The following is a 26,872-nucleotide window of genomic DNA, read 5'->3' on the forward strand; positions in this document are numbered from 1 at the left end:
CGTAAAAACATACAGTAAGGTGTATTCATTAACGTACACTTACATGTGCGACCTCTATTTTTTCTCCTATTATTCAAAAAAGGGATTCATATGGTCTATGGTGGTAGTTACGACGGCTGGTTGATAAAAAAAGACACTCTTGAGAGTGTCTTTTTTTGTTTCTAAACATACCTGCTTTTAAGGCTGGAAAAGAATTAAAAGAGGCAGTGAAATAATTATACATATTAAATAGGGTTTGATATTCTTATCAGCCCTTTTTCAATATTCTTGTTGTGCATAAAACAAAAAAGTATCATTCGAAAAAACAAATGTAAATCTTTATATATAAACAATCAGATTAATGTTATAATAAAATTAACCAAGAAGCATCCAACAATCTTTGATTAATCACTACATTTTCTTTAGAGCTATATCAACATAAAAGAAGAGACACTATACAGTGTCTCTTCTTTTATATTTCGTGCCTTTAATCAATAGTAAGAGTGAATCCCATTAACTTTCATTGGTAGATAAGTCAAGGACTGTCCCGTAGCAGAAGCAGTTAGGTTTTTTTCTAATTCAAATCCTTCAACTGGTTCGATACAAGAAAACCTTTGTAAGAATACCTCTAATACAATTTTCATTTCTAATCGTGCAAGGGGTGCACCTAAACAAAAATGTGGACCACTTCCGAAAGTTAAGTGCTTTTTATTATTTGAGCGATGAATATCTATAGAAAAAGGATCGCTATACATGTTTTCATCCATATTGGATGCACTCATCCAAGCAATGACTACGTCACCTTTTTTTAACTCAATCCCTAATAGATTATTATCTTTTTTGACCGTACGATCCCTTTTTGAAATATGAAAGCGATATCGAAGCATTTCTTCAACGGCTTTAGGGACTAGACCTATATCCTTTCTTAGTTTTTCATATAATGACTTGTCATCATAAAGCAATGAATAGAATGTATTGGCTATTGCGTGACTAGTTGTTTCAATACCTGCCCCTAAGAGTAACATAGTTGTTTGTACAATCTCATTATCCGTAAGTTTTTCCCCATCTACTTCAGCTCGAATCAAATCAGAGATAATATCATCACAAAGGTTCGAACGCTTGTGAACTACAATAGGATAAAGATATTCATAATATTCTTTCGCTGCCTTTTGTTTTTGTTGTTCAAGGGCTTCTAACCGTTCTTTGTTGTATGGTTGGAACAAAATATCAACCCAATTTTTAAACTGACCTTGACCTTGTGCAGGTACGCCAAATAAATCGCCTATTACTAGAGCAGGTAAAGGGGATGCCAAAGCGTCCACAATATTAATCGTAGAATGTTCTTGTATGTTTTCTACAAGCTCCGTTGCAATTTGTTGAATACGGGGTTCCCACTCTTTTAAACTGCGGGGCGTGAAAGCTGCTGCCAATAAAGATCGTACTTTTCGATGGTCAGGAGGATCAAGGAACGTAATCATTGTTATAGGTGAAGTGTCTTTTTGATTTTTATTATCACCGACAAAAATACCGCTTCTAGGCCCTTGACTTGAAAAGAATTCATAATTGGTTAATACCTGCTTAACATCTTCATACTTAAACACATTCCATGTATTCGTTTCCTCGTGAAAATAAACAGAATGATTGTAAAGCATTTCTTTATACCACTTTAAAGGGAAAAATTCTTCAGTACGTGTCTGGAAATTAGGGATTTCTTGAATTGCAATTACCTCTTTTTTCACTGATATTCCTCCTTAAAAATACAAATTGTATAAATCAATCTATAAATAGTCATATTTGGAGTACATCTCATTCTTAGCCAGCATAAGATAGAAGCGATTTACTCCAAATAAGATGACTAACCGTTGGTATAAATTTCTTTTTTTTGATTCGAAGATTCAAATGGTTTTAATTTATTTTTAATTTCTCTGTAGTTACCATCTCTGCGGAAATATTAGATTCTAATTCAGAAGCTTGTTTAACTTTCTTTATAAAGAAGGAAAGTATTAATCCGATGATACCAATTCCAATGATGACAAGGTAAGCGTCATTAATCCCTTGTATAGAGGCTTCTGTAACAAGCTCTTTTTGATTCATTCCTTTAGCTGCTGCGGTAGGAACCATATCCTGCAGATGTGATTTCGTACGGCTCGTCATCACTGTCACGAGAAGCGAAGTACCGACAGCACCGGCAACTTGACGAATCGTATTACTTATTGCTGTTCCATGTGCATTTAACCGTTGTGGCAATTGATTTAGACCAGCAGTCTGAATCGGCATCATCATTAAGGCCATACCAATGCGACGCCCTGTTGACATGAGAATCAAATAGATATAACTAGTGGACTCCGTCAAGTTGATAAAACCCATTGTTGTAATAATGGTAATTGTCATTCCAGTAATAGCTAACCATTTCGCACCAAAGCGATCGAATAGCTTACCGGTAACCGGCATAAGGAATCCCATGACCAGCGCACCTGGAAGAAGCAGAAGACCCGACTCAATGGCTGTGAAACCACGCATATTTTGGAGATATAACGGAAGTAACATCATATCTGCATACATAACCATAGTAATTGCGATATTAATGATTGTTGTTAAAGAAAACATATTATATTTAAATACACGTAAGTCAAGCAATGGATTTTGTGATCTTAATTCCTTCCATGAAAAGAGGACAAGGGCTAAAATACCAACAGTAATCGTACCTGCTACCTCTATATCTGACCAGCCAAGGCTTCCGGCCTGGCTGAAACCATAAATTAATGCACCGAAACCAATGGTAGAGAGAATAACACTTAGGATATTAAGTTTTGTCTTAATTCGGTCGGATACATTTCGGAGATAAATGAATCCGAGTACAATAACAAGGATAGCAAATGGAATCATTCCGTAAAACATCGTTTCCCATTTATAGTTATCAATAATGTACCCGGCAATTGTAGGACCAATTGCTGGCGCAAAAATGACGGCAAGTCCCACCATTCCCATAGCTGCTCCTCTCTTTTCGCGAGGGAAGATGGTCAAAATAACATGCGTAAGCAATGGCATAATGATTCCTGCACCGGCTGCCTGAATCATACGTCCAGTTAACAAGACAGGAAATCCTGTTGCTACAGCTGAAACAATGGTTCCAGCTAGAAATATAAACATCGAAGTTTGAAAGAGTTCACGTGTGGTAAACCGTTGCATTAAATAAGCGGTAATAGGAATCAAGACGCCGTTTACTAGCATGTAACCGGTTGTTAACCACTGGGCTGTTGTAGCCGAAATCTTAAATTCAACCATAAGTTCAGGAGTAGCGACACTCATGAGTGTTTGGTTTAAGGTTGCAAGAAAAGCACCTAAAATCATAATGAACATAATAGGTCCTTTTTTTATCGAATTTGGGACTGTTTTAGTCTGATTATGCAATTTTTTCATATCCTTTCTAATTTTAACATAGACTTTTTTTACAAAGTGTTGAATAATTTACACTATATAAATTACATTATTATAGATTATTATGACAACAGACAATTTCTTAATAAATGTCTATTAGTTATCACTTCTTATGCTTTCTGTTAATAAAGTCTAAGATAATAGACAGAACTTAGAATATTGTAAATTTCTAATTAATAGGAAAGGTGATTAGATATGACAAACCATCCAAAGTCCCGTGTAGACCCTCGAATCATTCGTACACGCCAGTTAATAAAAGAGGCTTTAATAGATCTTCTACAAGAGATGGAAATTAGCAAAATAACAGTTAATAAAATTGCAGAACGTGCGACAATTAATCGTGTTACGTTCTATCTCCATTATCGCGATATTCATGACATGTTGGAGAAAATGGCACAGGAAATGGTCGAGGATATTGAGAAGGTATTGATTAGCACGGAAAACCTCTCAGATTCCTCTGAGGATATAGAATGGTTAAAACTCGTAGACCTACTTGAGTACATTGCTGACAATGCTAAATTCTATAAAGTAGTTCTTGGTTCTAGGCGAACACCGATTTTTACAGAACGTTTGTTAAATACACTTTCAGACAAAATAACAGAGAGAACAGAAAGTCACCCCTTTCTCGTTACTAAAGACATTCCAAAAGATATTGTTATTTGGTACGGTTCTTCAGCTTTAATTGGAACAATTGTAAAGTGGTTACATAGGGACATGCCGTATACACCACAATTTCTTGCCAAGAAGTTGTATATACTTTTTAAATCAAGTAATAAAGAAGTTTGAATTGGTGTGGATTTAAAAACCATTACATAAATCTGGAAGGTACAATTGCCTGGATTTATCGAATAAGAAACATTTACACTATATAAAGTTACGTTAAATCCGTGGCGTTTTACCCCCACAAGATTAGCCGGCACTCATCCCCCAAAAAAAGAGGAAAATACAATAAAAAAACACTAATCTTATGTAAGATTAGTGTTTTTTTATTCTTGATGACCTTTTTTATTTAGATACAACCAACTAAATGTCCGCTTTTTATTATAGTCCGTTTAAAATGCTCATTGCGGGATTTGCTTCCATCGCTACACAGCCCCCAAAATTGGCCCATTCAAATCTTTGCTATGATTACCGAACAGGAATGAATAGTTTTTACACGTATCTCGACTTTACTCCATTAATAGCATAATCTCACGTATTTGAGATAAAGATAATTGTTAGTATGTAAGCTTCAAGTTACGAAAGAGTGGAGAAAGTCTAAAATCTTTAGCTACTTGTTTTATTATGATTTCACGTTTTACTAGATGCGCGGTGGATTTTTTATACAAAGCTAGGTGCCCCTCAATCAAAGGTTTCAGTTCAGGAAGTTTCCTTTTTAAAGCCATACCGAGATCCTTTGTAAGATGTACTGAGATAGTCAGCAGAGGCTGATTGCCCAACTACAAACGAGTTGTTTTATTAAAGATAAATCTGCAGTGCTCTAAGCGATTTATTTGTACTTAGGAAAGTAATCTACTCTTATAACTATATGATCATCCTGCAATAGGGTGATCACTCACCTCCACATGATTTGTAGTTTTCTGATATGTCTGTAATTTAGGAATATAAAAAAAAGCACAATGCGAATGAATCCCCTTCCATTTTGTGCCGTGAACGAAAGGAATGAATATAACTATGAATAAATCTATCCAGATAAATAAATTGAATGCAATAAAAGCGAAATTGAGAAGATTTATGCTGGCCTATAAATTTGCTTTGGATGAAATGAATACGAAAATAAATATTTTAAAAGAGGAGTTTCAGCATATTCACGATTACAATCCAATCGAACATACAACTTCACGCTTAAAATCTCCCGAAGGTATTTTTAATAAAGTATTAAGAAAAAACATCGAGTTATCTTTTCTAGCAATAAAGGATCAAGTGAAAGATATTGCAGGTATTCGAATTACTTGTTCATTTAGATCGGATATTTACCGTCTGAGTGAGATGCTTTGCAATCAAAAGGATATTGAGGTTATTGAATGTAAGGATTATATAAAAGAGCCAAAATCAAACGGTTATCAAAGCCTACACTTAATCGTGAAAGTACCAGTATATATGTCAGACAGAGAAGAAAGAGTTTATGTAGAGATACAGATTAGGACGATTGCCATGGACTTTTGGGCAAGTTTGGAACACAAAATCTACTATAAATATAACAATACAGTTCCTGAAAGACTCACCTCAGAATTAAAAGAAGCCGCTACAGTTGCGACCGAATTAGATTTGAAAATGGAAGCTCTTCATCACGAAGTACGCGAATTAAAATCAAATGAGGAAGAAAAGCTAACCGAACTTCATCTCGCACAAAATCATTTTAACATTCCAATGCAGCTGTTAGAAATGGTGAATAAAGAGATAAGTGAGAATAAGTAAAGAATTGAACTACCCCCACAGTCCTTGCGGTTAGAAGCCTTATTGCTTCATTCTTTATATTAATACTTGCGTTAATATCCCTATCATGGTGTGTACGACAAGAAGGACAGTCGCATTTACAATACGTCCCTCTACTTCACGACTTTTGGCAAATCGAACAAGGCCTAGTTTCGGAAACTTTATTTTGTTCCCTACAACGGCAATGTTTTCATTTGTTTGTTAATGAACACCTCTTGTTCTAAAGATTGAATGCGCTGATTTATGGAAATAACAGCATCTTCTTTATAGCGATTTAAAGCATTCTTTTTTTTCTCTTCCTTTCCTTTTTTTGTAACATCCACTTTTTTTCTTTCATATTCTAAAGTTTCTTTTCGCTGTTTAATAAGCTTTTCAATACTATTTGTTTGCGCTTTTAAAGAAGCTATTTTATCAGTCAATATAAACACGGTGCACCTGGAAGGAAATTTTAATACAATATAATATTAAATTTTTTTATTTTTAAAAACCTTAAGTTATAATAAAACTATAACTTAAAATTCAAAATGAACATTCATAACATAATTTTTTTGTTCATAAAATTTCTTAAAACCTAAAAAAATAGATATAAAGGACTCAACATCTATGACTAATTTACACAATCAAAATCTGACTTCATTGAAACAATTTATTTTAGGAACGCTACTAATATCGATGTTTGCACCATTTCTTTTTGGATTATTATTAAAAATAGTATTCTCATTACATTTTACTGAACATTTTTTTGATAATAATGACAGTTTAGAAATAACGAAAATTTTTTCATTAACCCTTTCTATACTTTCGTTTTCCATTTATTACATTTTCACACGAGATTTTTTTTATAATCTAATATTATCTACACTTAATATTAAATCATTAAATCGCGGTAGGACATATGTATCTATATTGATTGCAAATATATTTGTTGTTTTATTCGGTACAACAACAAGTCTCATCTCGAGTGATTCAGCAAATATACAAGCAACAAATCTAGGCATAGACACATTATCCGAACAATCTTTTAGCATATACATAATTGCTATATCAACACATGTATTAATCGGACCTCTTTTAGAAGAACTTCTATATCGTGGAATTATTCTCAGATTTTTAGAAATCAAGTATTCTTTTTTTGCTGGGTTGATAATATCCAGTTTATTATTTGGTTTAGCTCATAACTATGATTTTGTATTCATTATTTTTACAACTCTAATGGGTATAATTTATGGTTTACTCTATAAGAAAACTAACTCAATAATTCCAGGAATAATTGGACATATGACTTACAATTTATATACATTTATATAATTTGTAATGAACGAACAGACGCATTATTTAAAAGTATATTTCGCAAGCTTATAAGTATAATAATTTTATATAAAAATAGAACGATTATTACTTAAATGTTTCATACATGCCCTAACTTTAATTTTATTGTTTATAAAGGTAAATTTTTAGGGAATGGTGCTATCAAATACTAAAAAAGGTGTGCACACAAGAGTTTTATACAACACTCTTGTGGCACATCTTTTTTAGTTGATACCTTTCATAAGTTCTTTGATTTTAGGTCTGATAAAATATAGCACGACACTTAATAGGATCGATAATCCTCCAATTACACCAAAATAAATAATCTCGGTTTCTGGCTTATATAAACGAACAAGTTGAGCATTTATTGCTTGTGCAGCAGCACTAGTTAAGAACCATAAGCTCATTGTTTGAGCAGAGAAAGCAGCTGGTGCTAATTTTGTTGTAATGGATAAACCTACTGGTGATAAGCAAAGTTCCCCGATTACTACTAAGAGGAAGCTAATGACTAACCACATAGGACTTACCAGCGATTCTGTACCATGGATATAAGCAGGGATAATCATAACTAAGAATGATAAACCTGCAAAATTTAACTGCGTATGTTGATCTGCATATGTAGCTAAGATTATAGCTTCTTGCTTCTGCTAAAAAACTATCGGAAAAGATACTCTTATAAGGGGGTCTTTTCTTTATGGGCTACCGCCACATCGCTATCAAGCTAAAGAAGTAGGTCACCCCAAAAAAGAGAAAATACGTTAAATTCTCATAGATAACTATCTTATATTAATTACATAATCTAGCGTGATATAATGATATAAAGATATTATATTTAAAAGGGGGATTCAAATTGGTTAAAAACTTACCTTTACTAATAGTGATTTTACTACTAGGTATCAGTTCTTCTACATTAAGCACGAACGGATACTTTTCTCCAGTTATAGAATGGTCTTTAATGATTATAAGTATTATTTTGAACATTACTGCCGTGATAGGTTTATCATTACACGTCCTTGTATATCAACCTATGAAAAGATTTGATAAAAATTTTAAAAGAGACCTTCAAATAAAATAATTATATTTGAGGTAACACCACATCGCTATTGGGCTAAAAAAATGTATCCATAAAAAGAAAAAAACGCTATTCTTTCTGTAGAATTATAGGAAAGGATGGCGTTTTTTATGTCTGTTTCTGTGTCTGATGAATTACAACTATTTGCTCAAGAGATTCAACGTTTTTTATCTCCAAATACCTTACGGAATCTTGCTCGAGATGTTGGTTTCGTACAACGAACCAGTAAGTACCAAGCAAAAGATTTAGTCGCTTTATGTGTATGGATGAACCAAAATATCGCTACGACGTCTTTAACTCAGTTATCTAGCTGTTTAGAAGCCTCGACAGAAGTGCTCATCAGTCCCGAGGGACTGAACCAACGATTTAATAAAGCAGCCATACAGCTGGGATAAAAATTCAACTTGAGTATGATTTGTTAAGTGGACAGTTCCTTCATATTCATACAGGTCCAGTGATCGCACTTACGGCTCTCTGTGTGCTCCAACTGTGACAGCGAATGATTTATGTATCCGAGATTTAGGTTATTTTCATTTAAAAGACCTTCAATATATACAAGATAAAGAGGCCTACTATATCTCTCGTATCAAGTCGAATACACGTATTTATCAAAAAAATCCTACCCCTGATTATTTTCAAGATGGAAGAATTAAGAAAGGTACAGAGTATATACAGATAGATATGGAGACGTTAATGAACTCCCTTCAACCAAGACAAACATGTGAAATAGCTGATGCTTATGTAGGAATGATTGATAAAGTGTCAGCTCGTGTAATTGTTCATCGATTAACAAAACAACAGCAACAAAAACGATTACAAGATCAAGCTGTAAGAGAAAAAAAGATAGGAATGGAGTATTCTCCTCGTAGTAAACGACTCAGTGGTCTCAATGTATATATGACAAACACCTCAACAGATATTGTCCCGACGGGACAAGTACATGATTGGTATTCTTTACGTTGGCAAATCGAAATTTTATTTAAAACGTGGAAGTCATTCTTTCAAATTCATCATTGTAAAAAGATAAAACCAGAACGATTGGAGTGCCATTTATATGGTCAATTGATTGCCATTCTACTCTGTTCTTCTATCATGTTTCAAATGCGACAATTGCTCCTAATGAAGAAAAAACGAGAGCTTAGTGAGTATAAAGCCATATATATGATCAAAGACTATTTTCTTCTTTTATTCCAAACTATACAAAAAAACACCCAAGAGCTATCAAAGGTGTTACTTCGCCTGTTCAATCTCCTACAGCAAAACGGGCGGAAATCTCATCGATATGAGAAAAAAACGGTCTTTGATATATTAGGTGTTGTTTACAATTGTACCATGTCTGATAATCAAGCCGCTTAATTCAAAAAATGAAACCCGTTAGGGGTTATTTCGTATGCAAATCTTTTAATCACCTACACTTGCCCTTTAGAAAAAAGAAACAATCTCGCCTAAAATTGACTTTGCATAATCTTAGCTTGATAGCGATGGGGTAGCACCACATCGCTATCAAGCTAAGATTCTTAATTACCCCCAGAATGAAAATTTTATATCTATACAAATTGTATTACTATGCACCTCGAAGACAAGTTTTATTATCATTATGACAAGTTAACTTGTCATAATGATAATAAAACTGTACAATAAAAATATAATTAATAAGGGGTGGTTACTAATAATGCAAAAAGAAGAGATATTAAGAAAATACAAAAAAATGGGGAGAGATGAACGTAAAGAACTTATAGAATTAGATTCATCTAGTTACGGTTTAATAGCTGTGCTTGTTTTAGTCCTATTTTTTGGTTCTTGGAAATTGATGCATGGTATTAAAAGTTACGAATTAATTTCAATTTTTTCTGGTTATATAGCTAGTACAAGTTTTTATAAGTTTAAAAAATTGAAAGCACAAAAATTTCTTATTGCAAGCATCCTAGCAATAATGAGTACAATTGCAAGTGCCATAGCTTTCTTTCTGGAGGGATGATAATTGAAAGATGAATTAGTACTGCAAAATCGTTTGAAAGTAGCAAGAGCTGAGAAAAAAATATCACAGGGTGAATTAGCTGAAATGGTAGGAGTATCTAGGCAAACAATTAGTTCTATTGAAACAGGACAATTTTGTCCAACTGCAAAGTTAGCATTAGTACTTTGTATAGCACTAGATAAAAAATTTGAAGAATTATTTTATTTTTGATTAATTGGTGTACTGGGAGTCAAAACAAATCCCTATCAATTTAATTTTTTATTATCCATAAAGCAAAAAATACGCCATCCTTTCCTATAACTATACAGAAAGAATAGCGTATTTTTAACTTAAAGGGATATTATTTTGTTAGCTTGTTAGCGAGGTGGGCGCGCTCTAGTATGTTTATTTTTTAAAGATATTTTATTACCCTATGTCTTGTAATTTCCTATTCGTTTTATAACGATAATTACCTACAATAATAAATAAAAACCTCCAATTATGTTTTTTCCGTTTTACAGTTTGTATCCATATAATTCATACAAATTTTTATCATAAATTACTAATTTTATTTTTAACTAATTAGAAATAAAATCAAATTTTTTTAATATAAATTTCCAAGCTCGTTCTTCACCTACAATTACAGATCCTCTTCCAATCATACCTGTATGCAATTCACCTAAATCATCTATTTCAATCGTTGCTTCTATTTCATACATATAAGATTTTGAAGTTTTATCAAAAATAGGATTTACAGAAACATAAGTAACTTTCCCTACCTGTTTATCTGTTTTCTTTAATTGAAAAGAATATTGTACTGTATCACCCTTTTTAACTCCTTTTATTTCTTGTGCCGACAATAACATCTTTATCTTTTTCTCATTTTCCTTCGGAACAATAGAAATGATTTCTTGGCCTGAATCAACTAAATCACCTGATTGTAAAACTACAGGTAATTGTACAATACCATCTTTTAAAGCTTTAATACTCATAGTCTCTCCTTGAATATTAGCACTATCAACCTCTTGTTTTTTTTCAAAAATACTTTGTTCTAAAGTTTGAATACGTTGATTAACTGAAACAATAGTATTTTCTTTATATTGACTTAATCCATATTTTTTTTGATCCTGTTTACCTTTTTTAATTTCTTCAACTTTCTTTCTTTCACTTTCTAAAAATGATGACCTCTGTTCTATTCTCTTTACTAAATTATCTTTTTGAGATTGAAGTAATACTATTTCATCATTCAACAATTCTTTTTTTTCATTAAGAATATTCTCTTTTCCTTTTTGTCTAATCAAAGATTCAATTTCTCTCTGATTATTTTCTTTTTCAAAAATTAATCCTTGTAAAACATCATCTTGCTCATTAGAAATTTTACTATGATCCAATGTTTTTATCTCGTTCTCTTTTTCATTTTGTAAAGACTGATAACCCTCTTCGTAAGCTTTATACTCAGTTTTTACCTTTTCATCTACTTCATTAGAAAATATAGGTTTTTTTAATTGAATACTTCTCTTTAATTCTTCCAACATCTTTTTTTGTTGTTCTAAATTTTTAACAACTTGATCAAATTGATTCTGTTTGTATTCCAATTCTCTGTTTTTTAATTGAACTAAAGTGTCTCCTTTTTTTACTTCATCACCAGAACGAACTAGAACCGTTTCAACAATACCAGCCGATTGATTTCGCATTACACTTACTTCAAATTTACCTTGTACAATTGCTGTACCCTTACTAACAATATCTATTTTGCTAAAATACGCCCAAATAAAAAAAACTATAAAAATTAAAGAAAGAAAACCTAATAACCAACTTATAACACGAGGAGGTTTTTTTTCTAATAGTTCAACACTATCTGATAACTGATCAAAAGAATATATTTTATTCATATTGATTTCCTCGCATTACATGAAGTTGTGAATCTATATGTTCAGCATGAATCGTTTGATTTTTCCATAGACGATAATATTCACCTTTAATAAATAACAATTCTTCATGAGAACCTTCTTCTATTACCATTCCCTTTTCCATAACAAAAATCTTATTTGCATGTTGAATTGTACTTAATCTATGAGCAATCATAATTACTGTAATTCCTTTATGCCTTAATTCTTTTAACATATCAGTAATCAATTTCTCAGTTGTAGAATCTAAATTACTTGTCGCTTCATCTAAAATTAAAATATCCGGATTTTTCAATAAAGATCTTGCAATTGCTAAACGCTGTCTTTGACCACCTGATAAATTCGATGCATTTTCTTCTAACAAAGTATCATAGCGTAACGGTAATTCACTAATAAAATCATGAATCGCTGCATCTTTACATACTTTTATAATTTCTTCTAATGTAACTTTATTATCTAATCCAAATCGTAAATTATCATAAATTGATCCACTAAAGAAAAATGATTCTTGAGAAACATATGAGATACGATCTCTCAATGATGTTTTATTAATTTCTCTGATATGATAATCATCATAATGAATTTCGCCTTCCCTCGAATCATAAAATCCCATTAATAACTTTGAAATAGTCGTTTTTCCAGAACCACTTTCTCCAACAAAAGCTATTTGACTTCCAGAATCAATTGAAAAACTAATACCATTTAAAATATTTTTTCTAGTACCATAACGAAATGTAACATTAGAACATTTAATATTACCGGATAACTTTTTAATAGAAACTTTATTAAATTCTTTCTCAGATTTTTCTAACTCTAAATCAAAAACTTCATTTAATCTTTCCCCTGCAACTAATGCCGACTGCATAGTAGGTTGAATTCCTATTAAGTTCTCAATTGGATCTAAAAAATATGCTAAAAGTGCATTATATGTAATTAATTCACCAATAGTCATATTTCCTTCTAAAACTTGTATAGCGCCAATCCAAAGAATCACTGTACCCCCAATTAATTCAAGCCCCAATTTAATAGAACCTTGTAAATTAGATAACATTCCTCTTTTAAATACATGTTTTAATAAATTAACAAAATGACTTTCTGTTTGAAAAAACACTTCTTTTTCAGCATTATAAGATTTCACAGTAGAAATTCCATTTAAAGACTCTACCAAATAAGATGTTAATTTAGCATTGCTCTCCATTTCCTCATAATTAATATTTTGATATGGCTTGTGGAATAACAAAATAATAATTATATAAAAAGGAACTAGTAAAAGCGTAACCCCAAATAAAATCGGACTATGTATATATAACAAAATCGCTCCAAGTGTAACCATCAAGGTATCAATCATTAATGTCACTGTTATCGTCGATAATGCATCACGTATCTTACCTGCATCCATAAAACGAGAAATAATTTCTCCTACTTTTCTTGTCTCAAAAAAATTCATAGGTAATCCTACTACATGACGATAATATCCAAGCATTAATTGAACATCAATTCGTCTACTCAAATATAAAATCAAATGAGTTCTAAAATAAGAAATTAACACTTTAAAAACATATAGTACAATAACCCCAATAGACACAACATGTAATGTCTGAAGTAACTGATTAGTTACAATATCATCTATTAAAAATTTAAAATAAAATGCTCCTAATAAACCAAATATATTAAAAAAAATCGAAGCAAAAAACACAGAGAATAATAATTTTTTCTGTAATTTTAACAAGGATAAAAACCTCACCAAATTTCCTTGTGATGTTTTTCCTTTTTTAAATTTTTGACCAGGAATAAGTAATACCAAAACCCCGGTCCAAATCTTACTGAAATCTTCTAAAGAATAAATAACAAGACCCTTAGCTGGATCAGAAACATATACTTTCTTTTTATTTATTTTATAAATAACTACATAATGTAATAAGCCACCTGGCATATTAACATGTGCAATAGCTGGTAGAGGTAATTCATATAAAGCGTTTAATTCCTTTACTCTAACTCCCTTTGTATCAAATCCTAATCTCTCAGCTGACTCTAAAAGACCTTGCACATTCGTACCTTGTAAATCTGTACCCGCTATTTCTCTAATTTTAGAAATAGATATAGAAAGTCCATAATGTCTAGAGATCATAGCAAGACATGCTGGACCGCAATCTTTTAAATCATGTTGCATAATAAAAGGAAATTTACTCATAACTTTCCACCTTAAAATTATAAATAATAAACATTCATTTAAAAATAAAAATCATTCCTTAAAAACAAATAAAAATTATTTACTTTATTCTTTAATATAAAAAAACATAGATTCTTTTGAATTTTTATGTTACTTTTTTGTTATAAAATCTAAAAGGAAATGGTGTTAAATAATGAATCCTATAATTGACAATGTTTTAAGCTTTTTTTTCAAAAGAAAATATATAGTAATATTGTTAACCATATTACTATTAACTACTTTCTTAGCAGAACTATTAGTAAATAAGAAATTTAACCTTTCAACTTTTGGAGGTACTTTATACTTCGGATCTATTTTAGGCTATTTTATAACTAATAAAAATAAATTAAATGATAAATACAGTAAAAATTAATAATGTATTGATAAAAAAACTTCCTGAATAGGAAGTTTTTTTTATCAATAAAAATACAAAAAATACACTAATTAACAATCTTTACGGGATGTAATTCCACGCTTTTTACAAGTTTCCCAAGAACTTCTACTCATTTCATCCCATATTTTCAATCCCCATCCAACTGCTTTACCAACATCTGTAGATAAATCTCTACCTCCACCATTTATTTCCATAAATTCTTTTTCAGATAATACTTCAACGTTATTATTTACTAAATTCATAATGTATCCCCATTCTATTTTAAAATTATTTTTTCTTTCTTTTCCCAGCAGCTTTCCAACCATCTACTACTCCGCCACCAAATTTATACACTTCATTTCCTAATGCAATTACACCACCTACAGTTCCAGCAACAACCCAAGGATTTACACCGCCATCAATTTTTTGAGTTTCATCAAAAGAAAGTTCTTCTACTGACATATTTTTTGTGTTTACTAATAAAGATTCTTTCAACATTAAAATTACCTCCGTTTTTTTGTAAAAATGTGTTTTTTTAGAATTAAAACAATTTATTAACTCTATATCTAAATGTTATCATGTAATAAATGCAAAAATAGTCTATTATTTCAAAAAAATTACTGTTACAATTAAATTGTATTATTTATATATTTAACTTAGTGTAATGCTAATGAGCGAAATACTCATGATATAAATAGTGTGCATATATAAAGAAAATGCTTGTATAATAATCTATACTGCATTCCATTATTGCATGTATGCTATATAAATATTATTCTTTTTCTTAAATTAAAGCCTTCATTTGAATTGTTTTTTTATTATATCAATACTTCTCTTCTATTTTTGTGACAAGTTTGTAAAGAGTAAAACACAAGGATTAAGCCTACTATTACTTTCAATATTCCTTTTTAAAAGCGGTAATCAAACTTTGTTCTTCTTCCTAAGAGGGAATATAACACAGAATATTCTGAACTGTATTGATAAAACAACATTCCAATATTAAGTTTTTATGTAATTCAGTTTATACTTGAGATGCATTAAATAAAGCAAATAAGGGGGATTAATTTATGAAAAAGTACAAACTATTTCCAGTATTACTCTCTTTAGGTTTAGCGTTTGGTGTCGGTGGAGTTACTGCACTATCATTTCCTACAGGTGCTAGTGCAGAGGTAAAAGATATGGGATCAGATACTCTATATGAAAAAGATGGTATTGAGAACGTAAAATTCAATGTTACTGGAGGATATGGGCATCTTAAAGTATATGTTAAAAATACAGGTGATTCTAATTTAACGGTTAACCTTAAACATAAGGGAACTAGTAAAATCAATATAGAAGGTAAAGAACTTAAACCGGGTGAGGAACTTGAATGGAACAGTAATAATAATTATTCACAAGGAGTTAGAGCTGGAGAATATGATTTACAATTACATAGTGGCAAAAAAACTTTAGAAGCCTACTATGCTTACAAATCATCTGATATTAAATGGTAATAAATATAGAAGGCGGGTTTACCGTCTTTTTTTTTATATAAAAAAATTACTATATCATTTCAGGAAAATTTTGCGGGGAATGTATTAAATATTCCTGCGAGTATACCGAATGTAGCCACTGGGTATTGTTATATTAAAAACAGGATTCTGAAGGAAATAAAATTGAGGTTTATCTTAATAAATCATAAGACAACAAGGCTATAAAGCAAATTCTTAAGAAAGCTTTGTGGTCTTTTCGTGTTTCAAAGCTTCTTGCTATCCCCCTACTGATAAGAATTTTGCTTATTGAATGGCTATCGAGTAGTTGAGAGAAGAAAAAGGATACCAATAGGTAATTTAATCTTAAATGTATAATAGTAAAAGAAATTTTTTAAAAGAGATTATCTTTTTATTAAAAAGTATATAAGTACTATGTGGGGATGTGAATTATATACAACATTAGCTATTTGGAGTAACTACTTAATAGGTCATTATATTAAGTATGTTTAATCCTATATAATTTATCATATATTTGCATTAGAGCCTCCATTGGAATTTTTATCCAGTAAAAATCAAAATATTTTTTAAATAAATCGGTTTCACTCAGGTTTGAAAGTTTAATACATATAAAAAATTAGTTGTAATATAACGTATTTTTACCTAATAAACCTTTTGAATTCTAAATATTAACTGCAAAGTAATTCATTTCATAAATTTTAAATTTTTGTGAACGTTGTTATTATTTTATACATTATTATTCCAATAAGTGTTGTGTTAATTAGTTATTTTCTGATAATATCTCTGTGTGCTCTAGTAATTTTAAAAAGGTGGTTTTTTCTTTATGTCAAAAATGTTTCATCAAATTGGTGATACGATTGAAAAGAGTATGTATTTTAAATCTTGTTTTTATATCTTAACAGGAGCTCTGCTTATTTATATGGGTTATATTGTAGGTAAGTGGGTAGGTTCTTTGGTCTTTTAAAGTTAATAAATAGTATTAAATAAAGCAAAAATTTTTAAAAAAGTGTATATTTTGATTAAAAGTGTTTTAATATAAAATTAACATTACATAATCCTTATATAATTAAATTAAGAAAAAATATATTATACACGTTATTAGTTTTTAATTAGTTAGAAAGTCATTAATGAAGAAACACTTTTGCTCATAGTTTACGAATAGGACTAGTCAGCGCGATAATAACTTCAATGACCTTTGTAGTTGATGCCAAAATAAATATTGCAACCGGATTAAAATCGGAAATTAATCCACCTACTAGTGCTCCTAATGGCATAGCCAAACGAGTAAGCACACGTGAAAACCCTAAAACTCTTCCCTGCATATCGGTGGGGACTGTTTCCTGTTGGACGGATGCTACAATAATATTCCAGGCTATATTACAAATCATAGCAAGACCAAATGAAATGCCCGGCGCAAGCCAATATTCACTCCATATTGCATAGATCAATCCAATTGCTCCCACAGCAAGGAGGGTTGGAATAAGGATTCCCCTCTGAAATCGTTGTTCAAGTGGAATAACAATGATACTTCCTAAAAGACCACCTAACCCAATTAAAGTATAATTAATCCCACTTTCTTCAGCAGATAGATTTAATGTGGAAAGTAAATAATACATAAGCCCACCTAATACAGCGCTAGCACCAAAGTTTTCGACCATTGCTTGAAGAGATAAAGCAATGTTAAGACGATCGTTTATTAACCATTTAAGCCCTTCTCTCATATCATTCCCTATAGTTTGCAATAGTGTTTTTGCTCTATCTGTAGGTTTCTTCTTTTATGATTTCGGCAATAGTAATACAGCAACTAGAGTAGCTATAAAAGAGATGGTATTAATCCCACCTATTATAACAATTATAATACCGGCTAATGCGGGTTCTGCTAAACTAGCAATTTGGTTAACTATTTGGTATGCGGAATTGGCTCTTGTTAACGATTGACCTGCGATTTGTGGAATTACTGTAATAGTTGCTACGTCAAATAACATCGATAGTACGGCTAAAATAAAAGAAACAACATATAGATGCCAGAGTTGAAGTATGCTCAAATTATACAGGATAGGAATTAAGGCTACTAAAATAATACATCCTAGATCAGCAACCCACATTAATTTCCGCCGATCAAAGCGATCTACTACCACTCCTACGATTGGACCAAATAAAACAATAGGTAACACGCAGATAGCAAAAAGCGAACTCATAATTATTGCTGATCCAGTTTACTTATAAGCAATCCAAGGAAGCGCAAACGTATAAAGGGAATCACCTATCCTAGAAATAAGTAAACCAAAAATAAAAATCACGTAGGTACTAGGAAAATGTGTAATTTCTGAAACTAGATTTCTGCTTTGTACATTCGGTTTCAACGATGAGTTAAAGTTGGTTTCTTTCTTCATTATCGACTCTAATTTACCTCTTTTTTTAGTAGCAAAACTTATATTAACTGGCAGTGAGCCCCTTACTTATTAAATATTTGATAAGTATAAAATTCTTTAAAGTACAAAAGTATTCCTTCTTTTAACCAATTTTTCATTTTGCACCGCGTTTACGAGATTTAGCTGACTCAAAGCTTTACACGATAGGAAAATCTAGTGATTTTCCACAATTAGAAAAATTATTGCGCGGTCAAATCAATATAAATGTTATTCAAAAAAATTACGATGATGTATTACGATTAGCTCATTCTATTCGGAAGGGTACGGTATCTGCTTCTCTTATTATGGGAAAGATTGGTTCTTATGCTCGGCAAAATAGTTTGGCTACAACACTTCGTGAGATGGGAAGGATTGAAAAAACGATTTTCATCTTAGATTACATCTCAAGTGAAACATTAAGGAGAAAAATTCATCGTGGATTAAATAAAGGTGAAGCTATGAACTCTTTGGCTAGATCTATTTTTTTCTGAAAACGTGGAGAGTTGCGTGAACGTGCACTGCAGGATCAACTTCAAAGAGCTAGTGCATTAAATATTATTATTAATACCATTAGTATATGGAATACGGTATATTTAACCAAGGCGATAGAAGATAAAAAAGAGAACGGTGTCTTGCGGGAAAAACTGTTACATCATATTTCACCGCTTGGCTGGGAACATATCACCTTCCTTGGTGAATATAAATTTAAATTTAAGCAATCAACTACATTAGAATCATCACGACCACTCCGAAATAAAGCATAAAAGCCGAAATTCCTTAACGTAGGAAAATCGGCTTTTCACCTTCCATAAAATGTATTAGCGTGGGTTTTATGTCATTTGGTTGGCGGGACCCCATTTAATAAAATAAAATTTATTATTTGGATTCTATTTTATTAATCATGCGGTACGTGAAATTGTTAATGGCTTCTTGATTTTTGTTTCTCCGCCTAAACATTTGCATAGTATTTTATATGGATTTTGTGTTAAAATATAAGTAGAAAATTTATTACCATTGTTTATATTCTATTGTACGTAGCGTGAAGGACAAACCTTACGCCCAGTTAACTCGGGCGAGGTTTGTCCTTTTTTTACTTTAAGGAGGAATTTACTATGAAAAAAATCTACAAAATCGGAGCAGTTATAACAACTTTATGTGTTATTGGTATCACGATCTTTACTTTAACTAAAAATGAATCAGTCAAAACAGAAATAGTAACACCGGAAAAAACAATTGTATCTGCTGTAGATGCAGAAAGTGCATCAAAAAATATAAAAAATATTTCAAAAGAAGAATTAAAGCAAAAGATACAATCCCATGAAGAATTTATTGCGTATTACTATCAACCAACCTGCCATTATTGTAAAAAGGCTGCACCAGATATCAATAGTATGTCAAATAAACATGATAGAACCATCTATCGCATTGATATCTCTACGCCGGAAAATCAAAGTGCCTTCCAAGAGTTCGACATTCCTGGTACTCCAGTTATTGTAGCTTACAATAGAGGTAAAGAAGTTGAACGCCTAGAAGGGGCAGTGTCAGCTGCTACATATGACGGATTCTTTGCGAGACGTAATTCGAACGCTAGTTAATATAGTGCTCGTTTTTCTTTGTAAGAAAGGGGAATTTACATGCAACAAAACGCCCGTATTTATTCTTTAGACATAATAAGGGGTATAGCCATACTATGTATCCTATTTGCTAATCTACCTACTATGACGGGACTAGATCCCTTTAACCAGGCCGGTTACTCCGATACAGATAAAGGGATTCGTTTTTTAATAGATTTGTTTATACAGGCAAAATTCTATACTGTTTTTGCGTTCTTATTTGGAGTAGGGTTTTATATCTTTATAAAAAATGCTGAAGTAAAAGGCTATTCAATGTATAAGCTGTTTAGCCGTAGATTGTGTATCTTACTACTCTTTGGTTTACTCCACTTTATCTTTCTATGGTATGGAGATATTCTACACGCATATGCCTTAGCTGCCTTTGTCCTATTGTTCTTTTATAAGCGTTCTACAAAGCTTATTTTTATATTTGGCTGCATCGCCCTACTTATTAGCTATACACTACATGCTATTTTATTTTTACAAGCAGGTTCTTCTATTTCTGCAGTACCAAGTTACTATCAATATATGTTTACTGGTCACACTACCAATCACACTGTAAATCTATTTACACATTATTCACATCAAGTAAAAGCTCGTCTGTTCTTTTTAATGACCGAGGAATTCCAACAGTTACTAATAGGAATTCCGGAATATATAGGCTTATTTTTAATCGGTTTATGGGCTGGTAAGAAAGATATTTTTAAAAGGGTACCGGAATTAATAAAGGAAATTAGATTTATCCAGTGGAGTTCGTTATGCATTTCATGTCTTCTCTCTTGTCCTATTATCTACTATTTTATAAAAATGGATGTCTATTACTCTCAGGATATTAAACTATGGATTCTATTTGGAGGGAAAACGCTAGCTATATTCTATATTTGTACTCTACTTAGGGTTTGTGAGAATAAAAAATATATAGAGCGGCTGCAACCCTTTATGAACGTAGGCAAGTATGCTTTAACGAATTACATTAGCCAAAGTATACTAACTCTTGTCATTCTTTCGTTGTACTTTAAAGATGTCTCACAGGTATATTACTGGCAACTATGTATCTTCGGGATTTTAATTGTCTTTGTGCAAATTATGTTCAGCAAAATTTGGAGTAAATATTTCCGCTATGGTCCCATTGAATGGATATGGAGAAAAGGAATTTACAAAAAGTAACCTATTTTTCACCAGTTTCATGCATTTAACTGAAAAAAATGATAAAATATCATATGAAAGATTAAAGATATATTTGTGATTGTAAAATGATGTTATTAAAATTAAAGTGGTTCAAGTCAGAGGAAGGCACCTTAGGTGTCTTTTCTTTATTAAAATATGTATTTTAACAAACCTTTAATACTTATGTATTAGATAATAATATTATTTAGGGGTACCACCCCATCGCCATCAAGTTAAGAAATACATTCTTCCCCAAAACGAAAAAATGAGTTGTTTTTGTTACGTTACCAGTTCTAACAAAGATTTGCTACGTTATTCCATTTTCCAATGTGTTTTTGATTTTTCAACTATATCTTCTTCAAATGATGAATGAAACAAATGTCAAGTAACCCTAAAATATAATACACTTACGATGTACTATATTTTAGGGTTACTTGACGTTTACTTTATATAATGGAATCTTCGACTATATACATTCTAAGTGGTTCGTATCATTGATAAAATGAATTACTTTTTCTTTATCCGTAAGTTCAATCATACTAATCCCTGTATCTCCTACTTTAAAATAGTAATCCATGTTAATTGGCATTTGGAAAAAGGCACGTAATATACTAGTAATTACCCCGCCATGAGCTACAATTGCAATCCGTTCATATTTATTTTCTGTCACAATTTTAGAAAATATCGTTTCAATTCTCATTCGAAACTCAATGAATGATTCCCCATTTTCAAAACGATCATGAAGAAATTTTGGCTCTGGATACTTTTTCGCTTCTTCGAAAGACATGCCAGCCTGTATACCATTATTAAATTCCATTAATTCTTCTTCAAATTTCACTGGACAACCAATTGCTTTCGCTAATGTTTCAGCAGTTTCTCGCGCCCTCTTTAATGTACTTGCCCATATAAAATCTGGTGGAAAGTCATTTTTCACTTTATGTACTAAACCTTTCACTTGTTTTCTACCCATCTCCGTTAATTCAAAATCTGCTCTTCCTTCATGTACGTTTAAAATATCCGCTTCCGATTCCCCGTGCCTAATTAATAGTATTTGCATACCTTTTCCCCCTTACATCTTTTAAACTAGATTGATATATTACCATATTTTACCGATATATTCAAATGAATAAGAAATTCTTACTTTTAATAACATATTCTTTAACTTGTGGTACCGTCTCATCGCTATCAAGCTAACAAAACTAAATTTCCTTAAAATGAAAAAATACGCTATTCTTTTTGTAAAAACATAGGAAAGGATAGCGTTTTTAGTATGAACTTATCGACTTTTGATAAATTAGAGTTGTTTTCTAAAAAGTTACAACGATATATGTCACCTGGTGCTCTAGAACAATTAGCTAGAGAAATAGGATTTGTTCAAAGAAAAAGTAAATATCGTGCGCAAGATTTAGTAGCTCTTTGTGTTTGGTTAGGCGAAAACATAGCAAATACTTCATTGACACAACTATGTAGTCGATTAGAAGCTAACACAGGTATTTCTATGAGTCCAGAAGGACTCAATCAACGCTTTAATTCTCGAGCTGTACAGTTTTTACAACAACTCTTAGCACATTTACTTCACCAACAATTTTGTGCTTCTAGCAAGATTCCAACTTTGTATACAAAATATTTTCGACGTATCCGCATCTTGGATTCTACCCATTTTCAAATTCCAGATAAATTCACTTCTACATATCAAGGTTCAGGTGGTAGCGGTCAAAGTGCTGGAGTAAAAATTCAACTAGAGTATGATTTACTAAGTGGTCAATTTCTTCATGTTCATGTAGGATCCGGAAAACACAATGATAAAACGTATACTTCTACTTGTTTAACATCCCTTCAACCGAACGATGTATGTATACGTGATTTAGGATATTTCGACTTAAAAGATTTACATACTATAAGCGAGTGTGATGCTTATTTTATTTCGCGATTAAAGCTTAATACACGTATATATCAGAAGAATAAAGAACCTGAATACTTTCAAAATGGAACCATAAAAAAGCAATCTGAGTACATCCAATTAGATATGGAGCAATTTATTGACCAATTACAGTCAGGTGAAACATATGAAATTCCTGAAATCTATATTGGAATGTATCAAAAGCTTCCGGCAAGACTAATTATGTATAAATTAACTGAAACGCAAATGAAGCGTAGACAAAAGGATTTAGCTTCTAAAGAACATAAGAAGCAAATTACCTATAAAGAACGCAGTAAACGACTTAGTGCAATTAACTTTTACGTTACAAATATTCCATTGGAATATCTGCCAAAAGAGCAAGTATACGATTTTTACTCCTTACGATGGCAAATTGAACTTATCTTTAAAACATGGAAAACATTTTTTCGTATTCATAAATGTAGTTCTGTAAAATTAGATAGACTAGAATGTCACTTATACGGACAATTAATAAGTATCCTTCTTTGTTCCTCCACCATGTTTCAAATGCGCCAACTACTCCTCATCAAGAAGAAACGAGAATTAAGCGAATATAAAGCAACTTATATCATAAAAGATTATTTCTTACTTATTTATCAATCTTTGCAAAAAGACACCCAAGAATTAACAAAGATATTGTTTCGGCTGTTCAATCTTTTGCAGAAAAACGGACAAAAATCCCATAGGTATGAGAAGAAAACAGTCTTTGATATCTTAGACGTCGTCTACAACTTTTCCATGTCTCATAATCATGTAGCGTAATTCAAAAAATCGAAACCCAATAGGGTTTATTTGATATGCAATTCTTTAAAAAACTTACACGGGATCTTTAGAAAAAAGAAGAAATCTCGCGTGAAATTAAACTAATATAAGATTAGCTTGATGGGCATGGGCTGTACCCCAATATAGATATTATTGTTAATCGTGGAATATATATGGAAATAAAACACGGAATATAATATTATAAATAATAAGATAGTTTACAATATATTTCTCCTTGTGAAAAGATAAGATCCTACTCTCCGATCTTATCTTTCTTTTTGTTAATTTATAATACAAAAAAGAGAACCCTTATTATAAGGGTTCTGCAACAGGAAAGAACAAATATATAATAATTAAAAGAATTACTTATATTATAATTTAAAAATAAGACAAATATATTGAGAAAATTCAGAACGGGTTGAATATATATGTACCCTTATTTATAATTGATTATGAGTTGGAGTACTAATCTGTCATCTGTTCCTTTTTCTAAAGAAGATTGATTTCAATCTTCTTTTTTTTGTTAGTTCCTCTTTCCTCGAAAAAAGAACAAGAATTACTTAAGAATTGTGGAAATAGCTTGCTTGTAGACTAGTTGTTGCTTACCATGAACTATCATAAGAACGGTGAATTTATCCATTGCAAGGATCTGCCCACGTATTGGAACGCCATTCATTAAAAATACAGTAACTTCCCCTTTTCTTTCTTTTAATTATTCATACATATCTTCTTGTAAGTTATACATGAAATACGCCCCCTAATTGTATCTACTTTTCTTTTAATGCTTGCTGCATCTCTTTGTTGTCCATTTGTATTTCCCATTCATCTTCTATTTTTCTAAACCATTTTCCTATATTGCTTACATAGTATCTTTTTATTTCACTATACGGAATCCAAATTTCACGTTCTTGTATTTGATTCATCACTTCATGGAGAATCTCATCATGTTCATACTTTTTAGGTCTTCTATAATGTGTTTTTATAAACTGTGAATATTCTCTACGTAACCAATTAGAAATATGTTGTCTTTGTCTTTGCTTGAGATGTGACCATTTTTTATTTGTTTGAAGGATTTTTCCATTTACTTTTATGTGGTTTTTCATCGACACTCATCCCCTTTTACAAGCAAAACGAATATATAACTATCGTATCACATTTTAATTGAAATACGGCTATAGATACATATTTCGCAAGAAATCTATCCAAAATAAAAATAATATCTCCATTTCACACAAAATAGTATCCAAAAAAGACGAGACCGAATCCATTAAGCGGATTGATTAGGTACAAAAATTAAATGTAGACTATTGATTCTTTAGTTTGTTTTTTTTATTAAATATTATGATACGTGAAATTTTATATTTCCTTGTTAAAAAAGCCCCCATAGATCGTACACCTATGAGAGCTACCTTAGGGTATTTAGACTTTCGACTCCATTCTATTGTAACAGGCTTTCACCATACATGAGAAACATAATGAACCAAAAGCAGACCATCATAATAAGAAATTCTTTAAACCCTTGCTGAAAGGAAATACGCCCTTCTTCCATTCTACATGCCCCTTTTCTCTACAACTTTTTATATGTTAAAATATAGAAAAAAGAAACCTGCCAATTTCTTTCCTAGACGGTCACTCATGACTTTGCTCTTTGTTTGCTTCTTGCAAATGAAGAGCTTTTATTTTGCATACTTATACTTACTTTTTAACATCGCATAGCGCAATAGCTTTAACTTTGTCTCTTTTTTTAATGCTTTCCACTCCGATACAGCAATCTTCATTTTCCGTACCCCTATATCGATTAGTATTTCACTAATATAATAGGTTATTGCTTGGCTCGTTTTTTTCAAAAACATTCCTTTCGATTAATTTTCATTAAATACATCTACTTTGCTAAATTCCTTTTCTAATATTAACAAAACTTTTTTATAGGCATGTGGTTCGAACCATTGTAATAAGTTCAACTGTTCGTATATCTTTCTGGTTCTGGTGCAAAGATAAAATAAAAGAGAATATAACGCATATATTTCGAGCGGAATTGTATTTTATGCTGTTAGCCCAAACAATTGATGGATGAATTCTTTCTGATTTTGGACAGACTGGTCCCGTAAATCAATCTGTTCTTTTTTAATCATATGCATGGCTTCAACACCACTCAATATAGAAGTTGCAGTTTTAAATGACTTAAACCCCAACATAGGATGCACACGTTTCTTAATAAAACGATGATCTTGTTCCACTATATTATTGAGATATCTAACTTGTCTTAGCTTTATGCCTTCAGGCATATGTTTTTCTTCTTTCAACGCTTGAATTGCTACAGGATAGGCAGGGTCCTTATCTATTGTTATCACGCGAGGTTTAGAAACGTACGAAAAAGTCAGGGCTTTCTTGAAAAAACACTTGGCGGCTTGTTTATCTCTTGATTTACTTAGATAAAAATCAATGGTATTCCCTTCTGAATCAACGGCACGATATAAATACATCCATTGCCCTTTTACTTTAATATAGGTTTCATCGACTCTCCATGAATCATTTGTTGATTTTAGATGATGTCGTACTTTCTCTTCTAGTTGAGGTCCATATTGATGAACCCAGCGCATAATCGTTGTGTGAGCAATGGATAATCCTCTTTCCTCCATCATTTCCACCAAGTTACGGAAGCTCAAATTGTACCTTAGGTACCACCATACTGTTAATAAGATTAGTTCCGGCTGATAATGCTTCCATTTGAACAAATTTCTCTTTTCCATACCGATCACACACCTTTTTTAGAGTAATACTATCAGTATGTCCAAGTTTAGGAGATTACTG

At 31.5% G+C, this 26,872-nt stretch carries 19 protein-coding genes and 7 pseudogenes; 13 read left to right on the forward strand and 13 right to left on the reverse strand.

Going from position 1 to position 26,872, the window contains the following annotated elements; translation table 11 throughout:
* Positions 1–470: 470 nt before the first annotated feature.
* Together KZZ19_RS28650 and KZZ19_RS28655 are read right to left on the reverse strand one after the other, a co-directional pair.
* On the reverse strand, positions 471–1,718 hold the full coding sequence (locus KZZ19_RS28650; protein WP_237982699.1) for a cytochrome P450: 1,248 nt from the start codon (positions 1,716–1,718) through the stop codon (positions 471–473).
* A 166-nt stretch (positions 1,719–1,884) separates the two neighbouring features.
* Positions 1,885–3,399 carry a DHA2 family efflux MFS transporter permease subunit gene (locus KZZ19_RS28655; protein ID WP_237982698.1) on the reverse strand — a complete coding sequence of 505 codons (1,515 nt, stop codon included), beginning with the start codon at positions 3,397–3,399 and terminating at the stop codon, positions 1,885–1,887.
* Positions 3,400–3,612: 213 nt separating this feature from the next.
* Here KZZ19_RS28655 and KZZ19_RS28660 point away from each other — a divergent pair, with 213 nt between their 5' ends.
* Positions 3,613–4,203 (forward strand): TetR/AcrR family transcriptional regulator, encoded by a 591-nt coding sequence (locus tag KZZ19_RS28660; protein WP_237982697.1) that lies wholly within the window; start codon positions 3,613–3,615, stop codon positions 4,201–4,203.
* 948 nt (positions 4,204–5,151) lie between these two features.
* A complete protein-coding gene (locus KZZ19_RS28665) occupies positions 5,152–5,835 on the forward strand; it encodes a GTP pyrophosphokinase (RefSeq protein ID WP_237982706.1) in 684 nt (227 codons plus the stop codon).
* A 212-nt stretch (positions 5,836–6,047) separates the two neighbouring features.
* On the opposite strand, the pseudogene KZZ19_RS28675 reads toward KZZ19_RS28665, so the two are convergent.
* A pseudogene (locus KZZ19_RS28675) lies at positions 6,048–6,275 on the reverse strand (hemolysin D); the annotation flags it as partial.
* Between the two features lie 181 nt (positions 6,276–6,456).
* Between KZZ19_RS28675 and KZZ19_RS28680 the strand changes: the two are divergent.
* Positions 6,457–7,161: a CPBP family intramembrane glutamic endopeptidase gene (locus tag KZZ19_RS28680; protein ID WP_237982696.1), complete on the forward strand. Its 705-nt coding sequence runs from the start codon at positions 6,457–6,459 to the stop codon at positions 7,159–7,161.
* Between the two features lie 224 nt (positions 7,162–7,385).
* On the opposite strand, the pseudogene KZZ19_RS28685 reads toward KZZ19_RS28680, so the two are convergent.
* Positions 7,386–7,808: pseudogene (locus tag KZZ19_RS28685) on the reverse strand (MFS transporter); the annotation flags it as partial.
* A 203-nt stretch (positions 7,809–8,011) separates the two neighbouring features.
* On the opposite strand from KZZ19_RS28685, the pseudogene KZZ19_RS28690 reads away from it, so the two are divergent.
* The 4 genes and pseudogenes from KZZ19_RS28690 (at position 8,012) to KZZ19_RS28705 (ending at position 10,421) form a co-directional block, all read left to right on the forward strand.
* Positions 8,012–8,231, forward strand: a pseudogene (locus KZZ19_RS28690) (hypothetical protein).
* Between the two features lie 112 nt (positions 8,232–8,343).
* Positions 8,344–9,589, forward strand: a pseudogene (locus KZZ19_RS28695) (IS4 family transposase).
* 316 nt (positions 9,590–9,905) lie between these two features.
* Positions 9,906–10,211: a DUF6442 family protein gene (locus KZZ19_RS28700; RefSeq protein ID WP_201039216.1), complete on the forward strand. Its 306-nt coding sequence runs from the start codon at positions 9,906–9,908 to the stop codon at positions 10,209–10,211.
* A gap of 3 nt (positions 10,212–10,214) precedes the next feature.
* Entirely contained in the window at positions 10,215–10,421 is a 207-nt protein-coding gene (locus KZZ19_RS28705) for a helix-turn-helix transcriptional regulator (RefSeq protein ID WP_000651002.1), read from the forward strand.
* 347 nt (positions 10,422–10,768) lie between these two features.
* Here the strand turns inward: KZZ19_RS28705 and KZZ19_RS28710 are convergent, their stop codons facing one another.
* From KZZ19_RS28710 to KZZ19_RS28725, 4 genes are all read right to left on the reverse strand, one after another.
* Complete coding sequence (locus KZZ19_RS28710) at positions 10,769–12,082, reverse strand: HlyD family efflux transporter periplasmic adaptor subunit (RefSeq protein ID WP_237982694.1); 1,314 nt, start codon at positions 12,080–12,082, stop codon at positions 10,769–10,771.
* On the reverse strand, positions 12,075–14,288 hold the full coding sequence (locus KZZ19_RS28715) for a peptidase domain-containing ABC transporter (RefSeq protein WP_237982693.1): 2,214 nt from the start codon (positions 14,286–14,288) through the stop codon (positions 12,075–12,077). The genes KZZ19_RS28710 and KZZ19_RS28715 overlap by 8 nt, the downstream gene beginning before the upstream one ends.
* Positions 14,289–14,750: 462 nt before the next feature.
* Positions 14,751–14,942, reverse strand: a complete 192-nt coding sequence (locus KZZ19_RS28720) for a hypothetical protein (protein WP_237982692.1) — start codon at positions 14,940–14,942, stop codon at positions 14,751–14,753.
* Positions 14,943–14,967: 25 nt separating this feature from the next.
* On the reverse strand, positions 14,968–15,177 hold the full coding sequence (locus tag KZZ19_RS28725) for a class IIb bacteriocin, lactobin A/cerein 7B family (RefSeq protein WP_098537578.1): 210 nt from the start codon (positions 15,175–15,177) through the stop codon (positions 14,968–14,970).
* Positions 15,178–15,746: 569 nt separating this feature from the next.
* Between KZZ19_RS28725 and KZZ19_RS28730 the strand changes: the two genes are divergently transcribed.
* Together KZZ19_RS28730 and KZZ19_RS28735 are read left to right on the forward strand one after the other, a co-directional pair.
* Positions 15,747–16,172 carry a hypothetical protein gene (locus KZZ19_RS28730; protein WP_237982691.1) on the forward strand — a complete coding sequence of 142 codons (426 nt, stop codon included), beginning with the start codon at positions 15,747–15,749 and terminating at the stop codon, positions 16,170–16,172.
* Positions 16,173–16,992: 820 nt separating this feature from the next.
* Entirely contained in the window at positions 16,993–17,133 is a 141-nt protein-coding gene (locus tag KZZ19_RS28735) for a hypothetical protein (protein WP_237982690.1), read from the forward strand.
* A 181-nt stretch (positions 17,134–17,314) separates the two neighbouring features.
* On the opposite strand, the pseudogene KZZ19_RS28740 reads toward KZZ19_RS28735, so the two are convergent.
* Positions 17,315–18,562: pseudogene (locus KZZ19_RS28740) on the reverse strand (MFS transporter).
* Positions 18,563–18,693: 131 nt separating this feature from the next.
* On the opposite strand from KZZ19_RS28740, the pseudogene KZZ19_RS28745 reads away from it, so the two are divergent.
* The 3 genes and pseudogenes from KZZ19_RS28745 to KZZ19_RS28755 form a co-directional block, all read left to right on the forward strand.
* A pseudogene (locus KZZ19_RS28745) lies at positions 18,694–19,344 on the forward strand (Tn3 family transposase); the annotation flags it as partial.
* A gap of 348 nt (positions 19,345–19,692) precedes the next feature.
* A complete protein-coding gene (locus KZZ19_RS28750) occupies positions 19,693–20,175 on the forward strand; it encodes a thioredoxin family protein (protein ID WP_237982689.1) in 483 nt (160 codons plus the stop codon).
* Positions 20,176–20,214: 39 nt separating this feature from the next.
* Positions 20,215–21,360, forward strand: coding sequence for a DUF418 domain-containing protein (locus KZZ19_RS28755; protein ID WP_348638051.1), 1,146 nt, complete (start codon positions 20,215–20,217; stop codon positions 21,358–21,360).
* A gap of 466 nt (positions 21,361–21,826) precedes the next feature.
* Here the strand turns inward: KZZ19_RS28755 and KZZ19_RS28760 are convergent, their stop codons facing one another.
* Complete coding sequence (locus tag KZZ19_RS28760) at positions 21,827–22,417, reverse strand: histidine phosphatase family protein (RefSeq protein WP_048543746.1); 591 nt, start codon at positions 22,415–22,417, stop codon at positions 21,827–21,829.
* A 213-nt stretch (positions 22,418–22,630) separates the two neighbouring features.
* Between KZZ19_RS28760 and KZZ19_RS28765 the strand changes: the two genes are divergently transcribed.
* On the forward strand, positions 22,631–24,061 hold the full coding sequence (locus KZZ19_RS28765; RefSeq protein ID WP_237982832.1) for an IS4 family transposase: 1,431 nt from the start codon (positions 22,631–22,633) through the stop codon (positions 24,059–24,061).
* Between the two features lie 556 nt (positions 24,062–24,617).
* Here KZZ19_RS28765 and hfq read toward each other — a convergent pair.
* The 3 genes and pseudogenes from hfq to KZZ19_RS28780 all read right to left on the reverse strand — a co-directional run bounded on the left by hfq (position 24,618) and on the right by KZZ19_RS28780 (position 26,811).
* A pseudogene (gene hfq / locus KZZ19_RS28770) lies at positions 24,618–24,806 on the reverse strand (RNA chaperone Hfq).
* 22 nt (positions 24,807–24,828) lie between these two features.
* Positions 24,829–25,164 (reverse strand): transposase, encoded by a 336-nt coding sequence (locus KZZ19_RS28775; protein ID WP_237982831.1) that lies wholly within the window; start codon positions 25,162–25,164, stop codon positions 24,829–24,831.
* Positions 25,165–26,103: 939 nt separating this feature from the next.
* Positions 26,104–26,811: an IS6 family transposase gene (locus KZZ19_RS28780; protein WP_237982833.1), complete on the reverse strand. Its 708-nt coding sequence runs from the start codon at positions 26,809–26,811 to the stop codon at positions 26,104–26,106.
* Positions 26,812–26,872: the final 61 nt, after the last annotated feature.

The sequence above is a fragment of the Bacillus thuringiensis genome (assembly GCF_022095615.2).
Classification (GTDB): domain Bacteria; phylum Bacillota; class Bacilli; order Bacillales; family Bacillaceae_G; genus Bacillus_A; species Bacillus_A cereus_AG.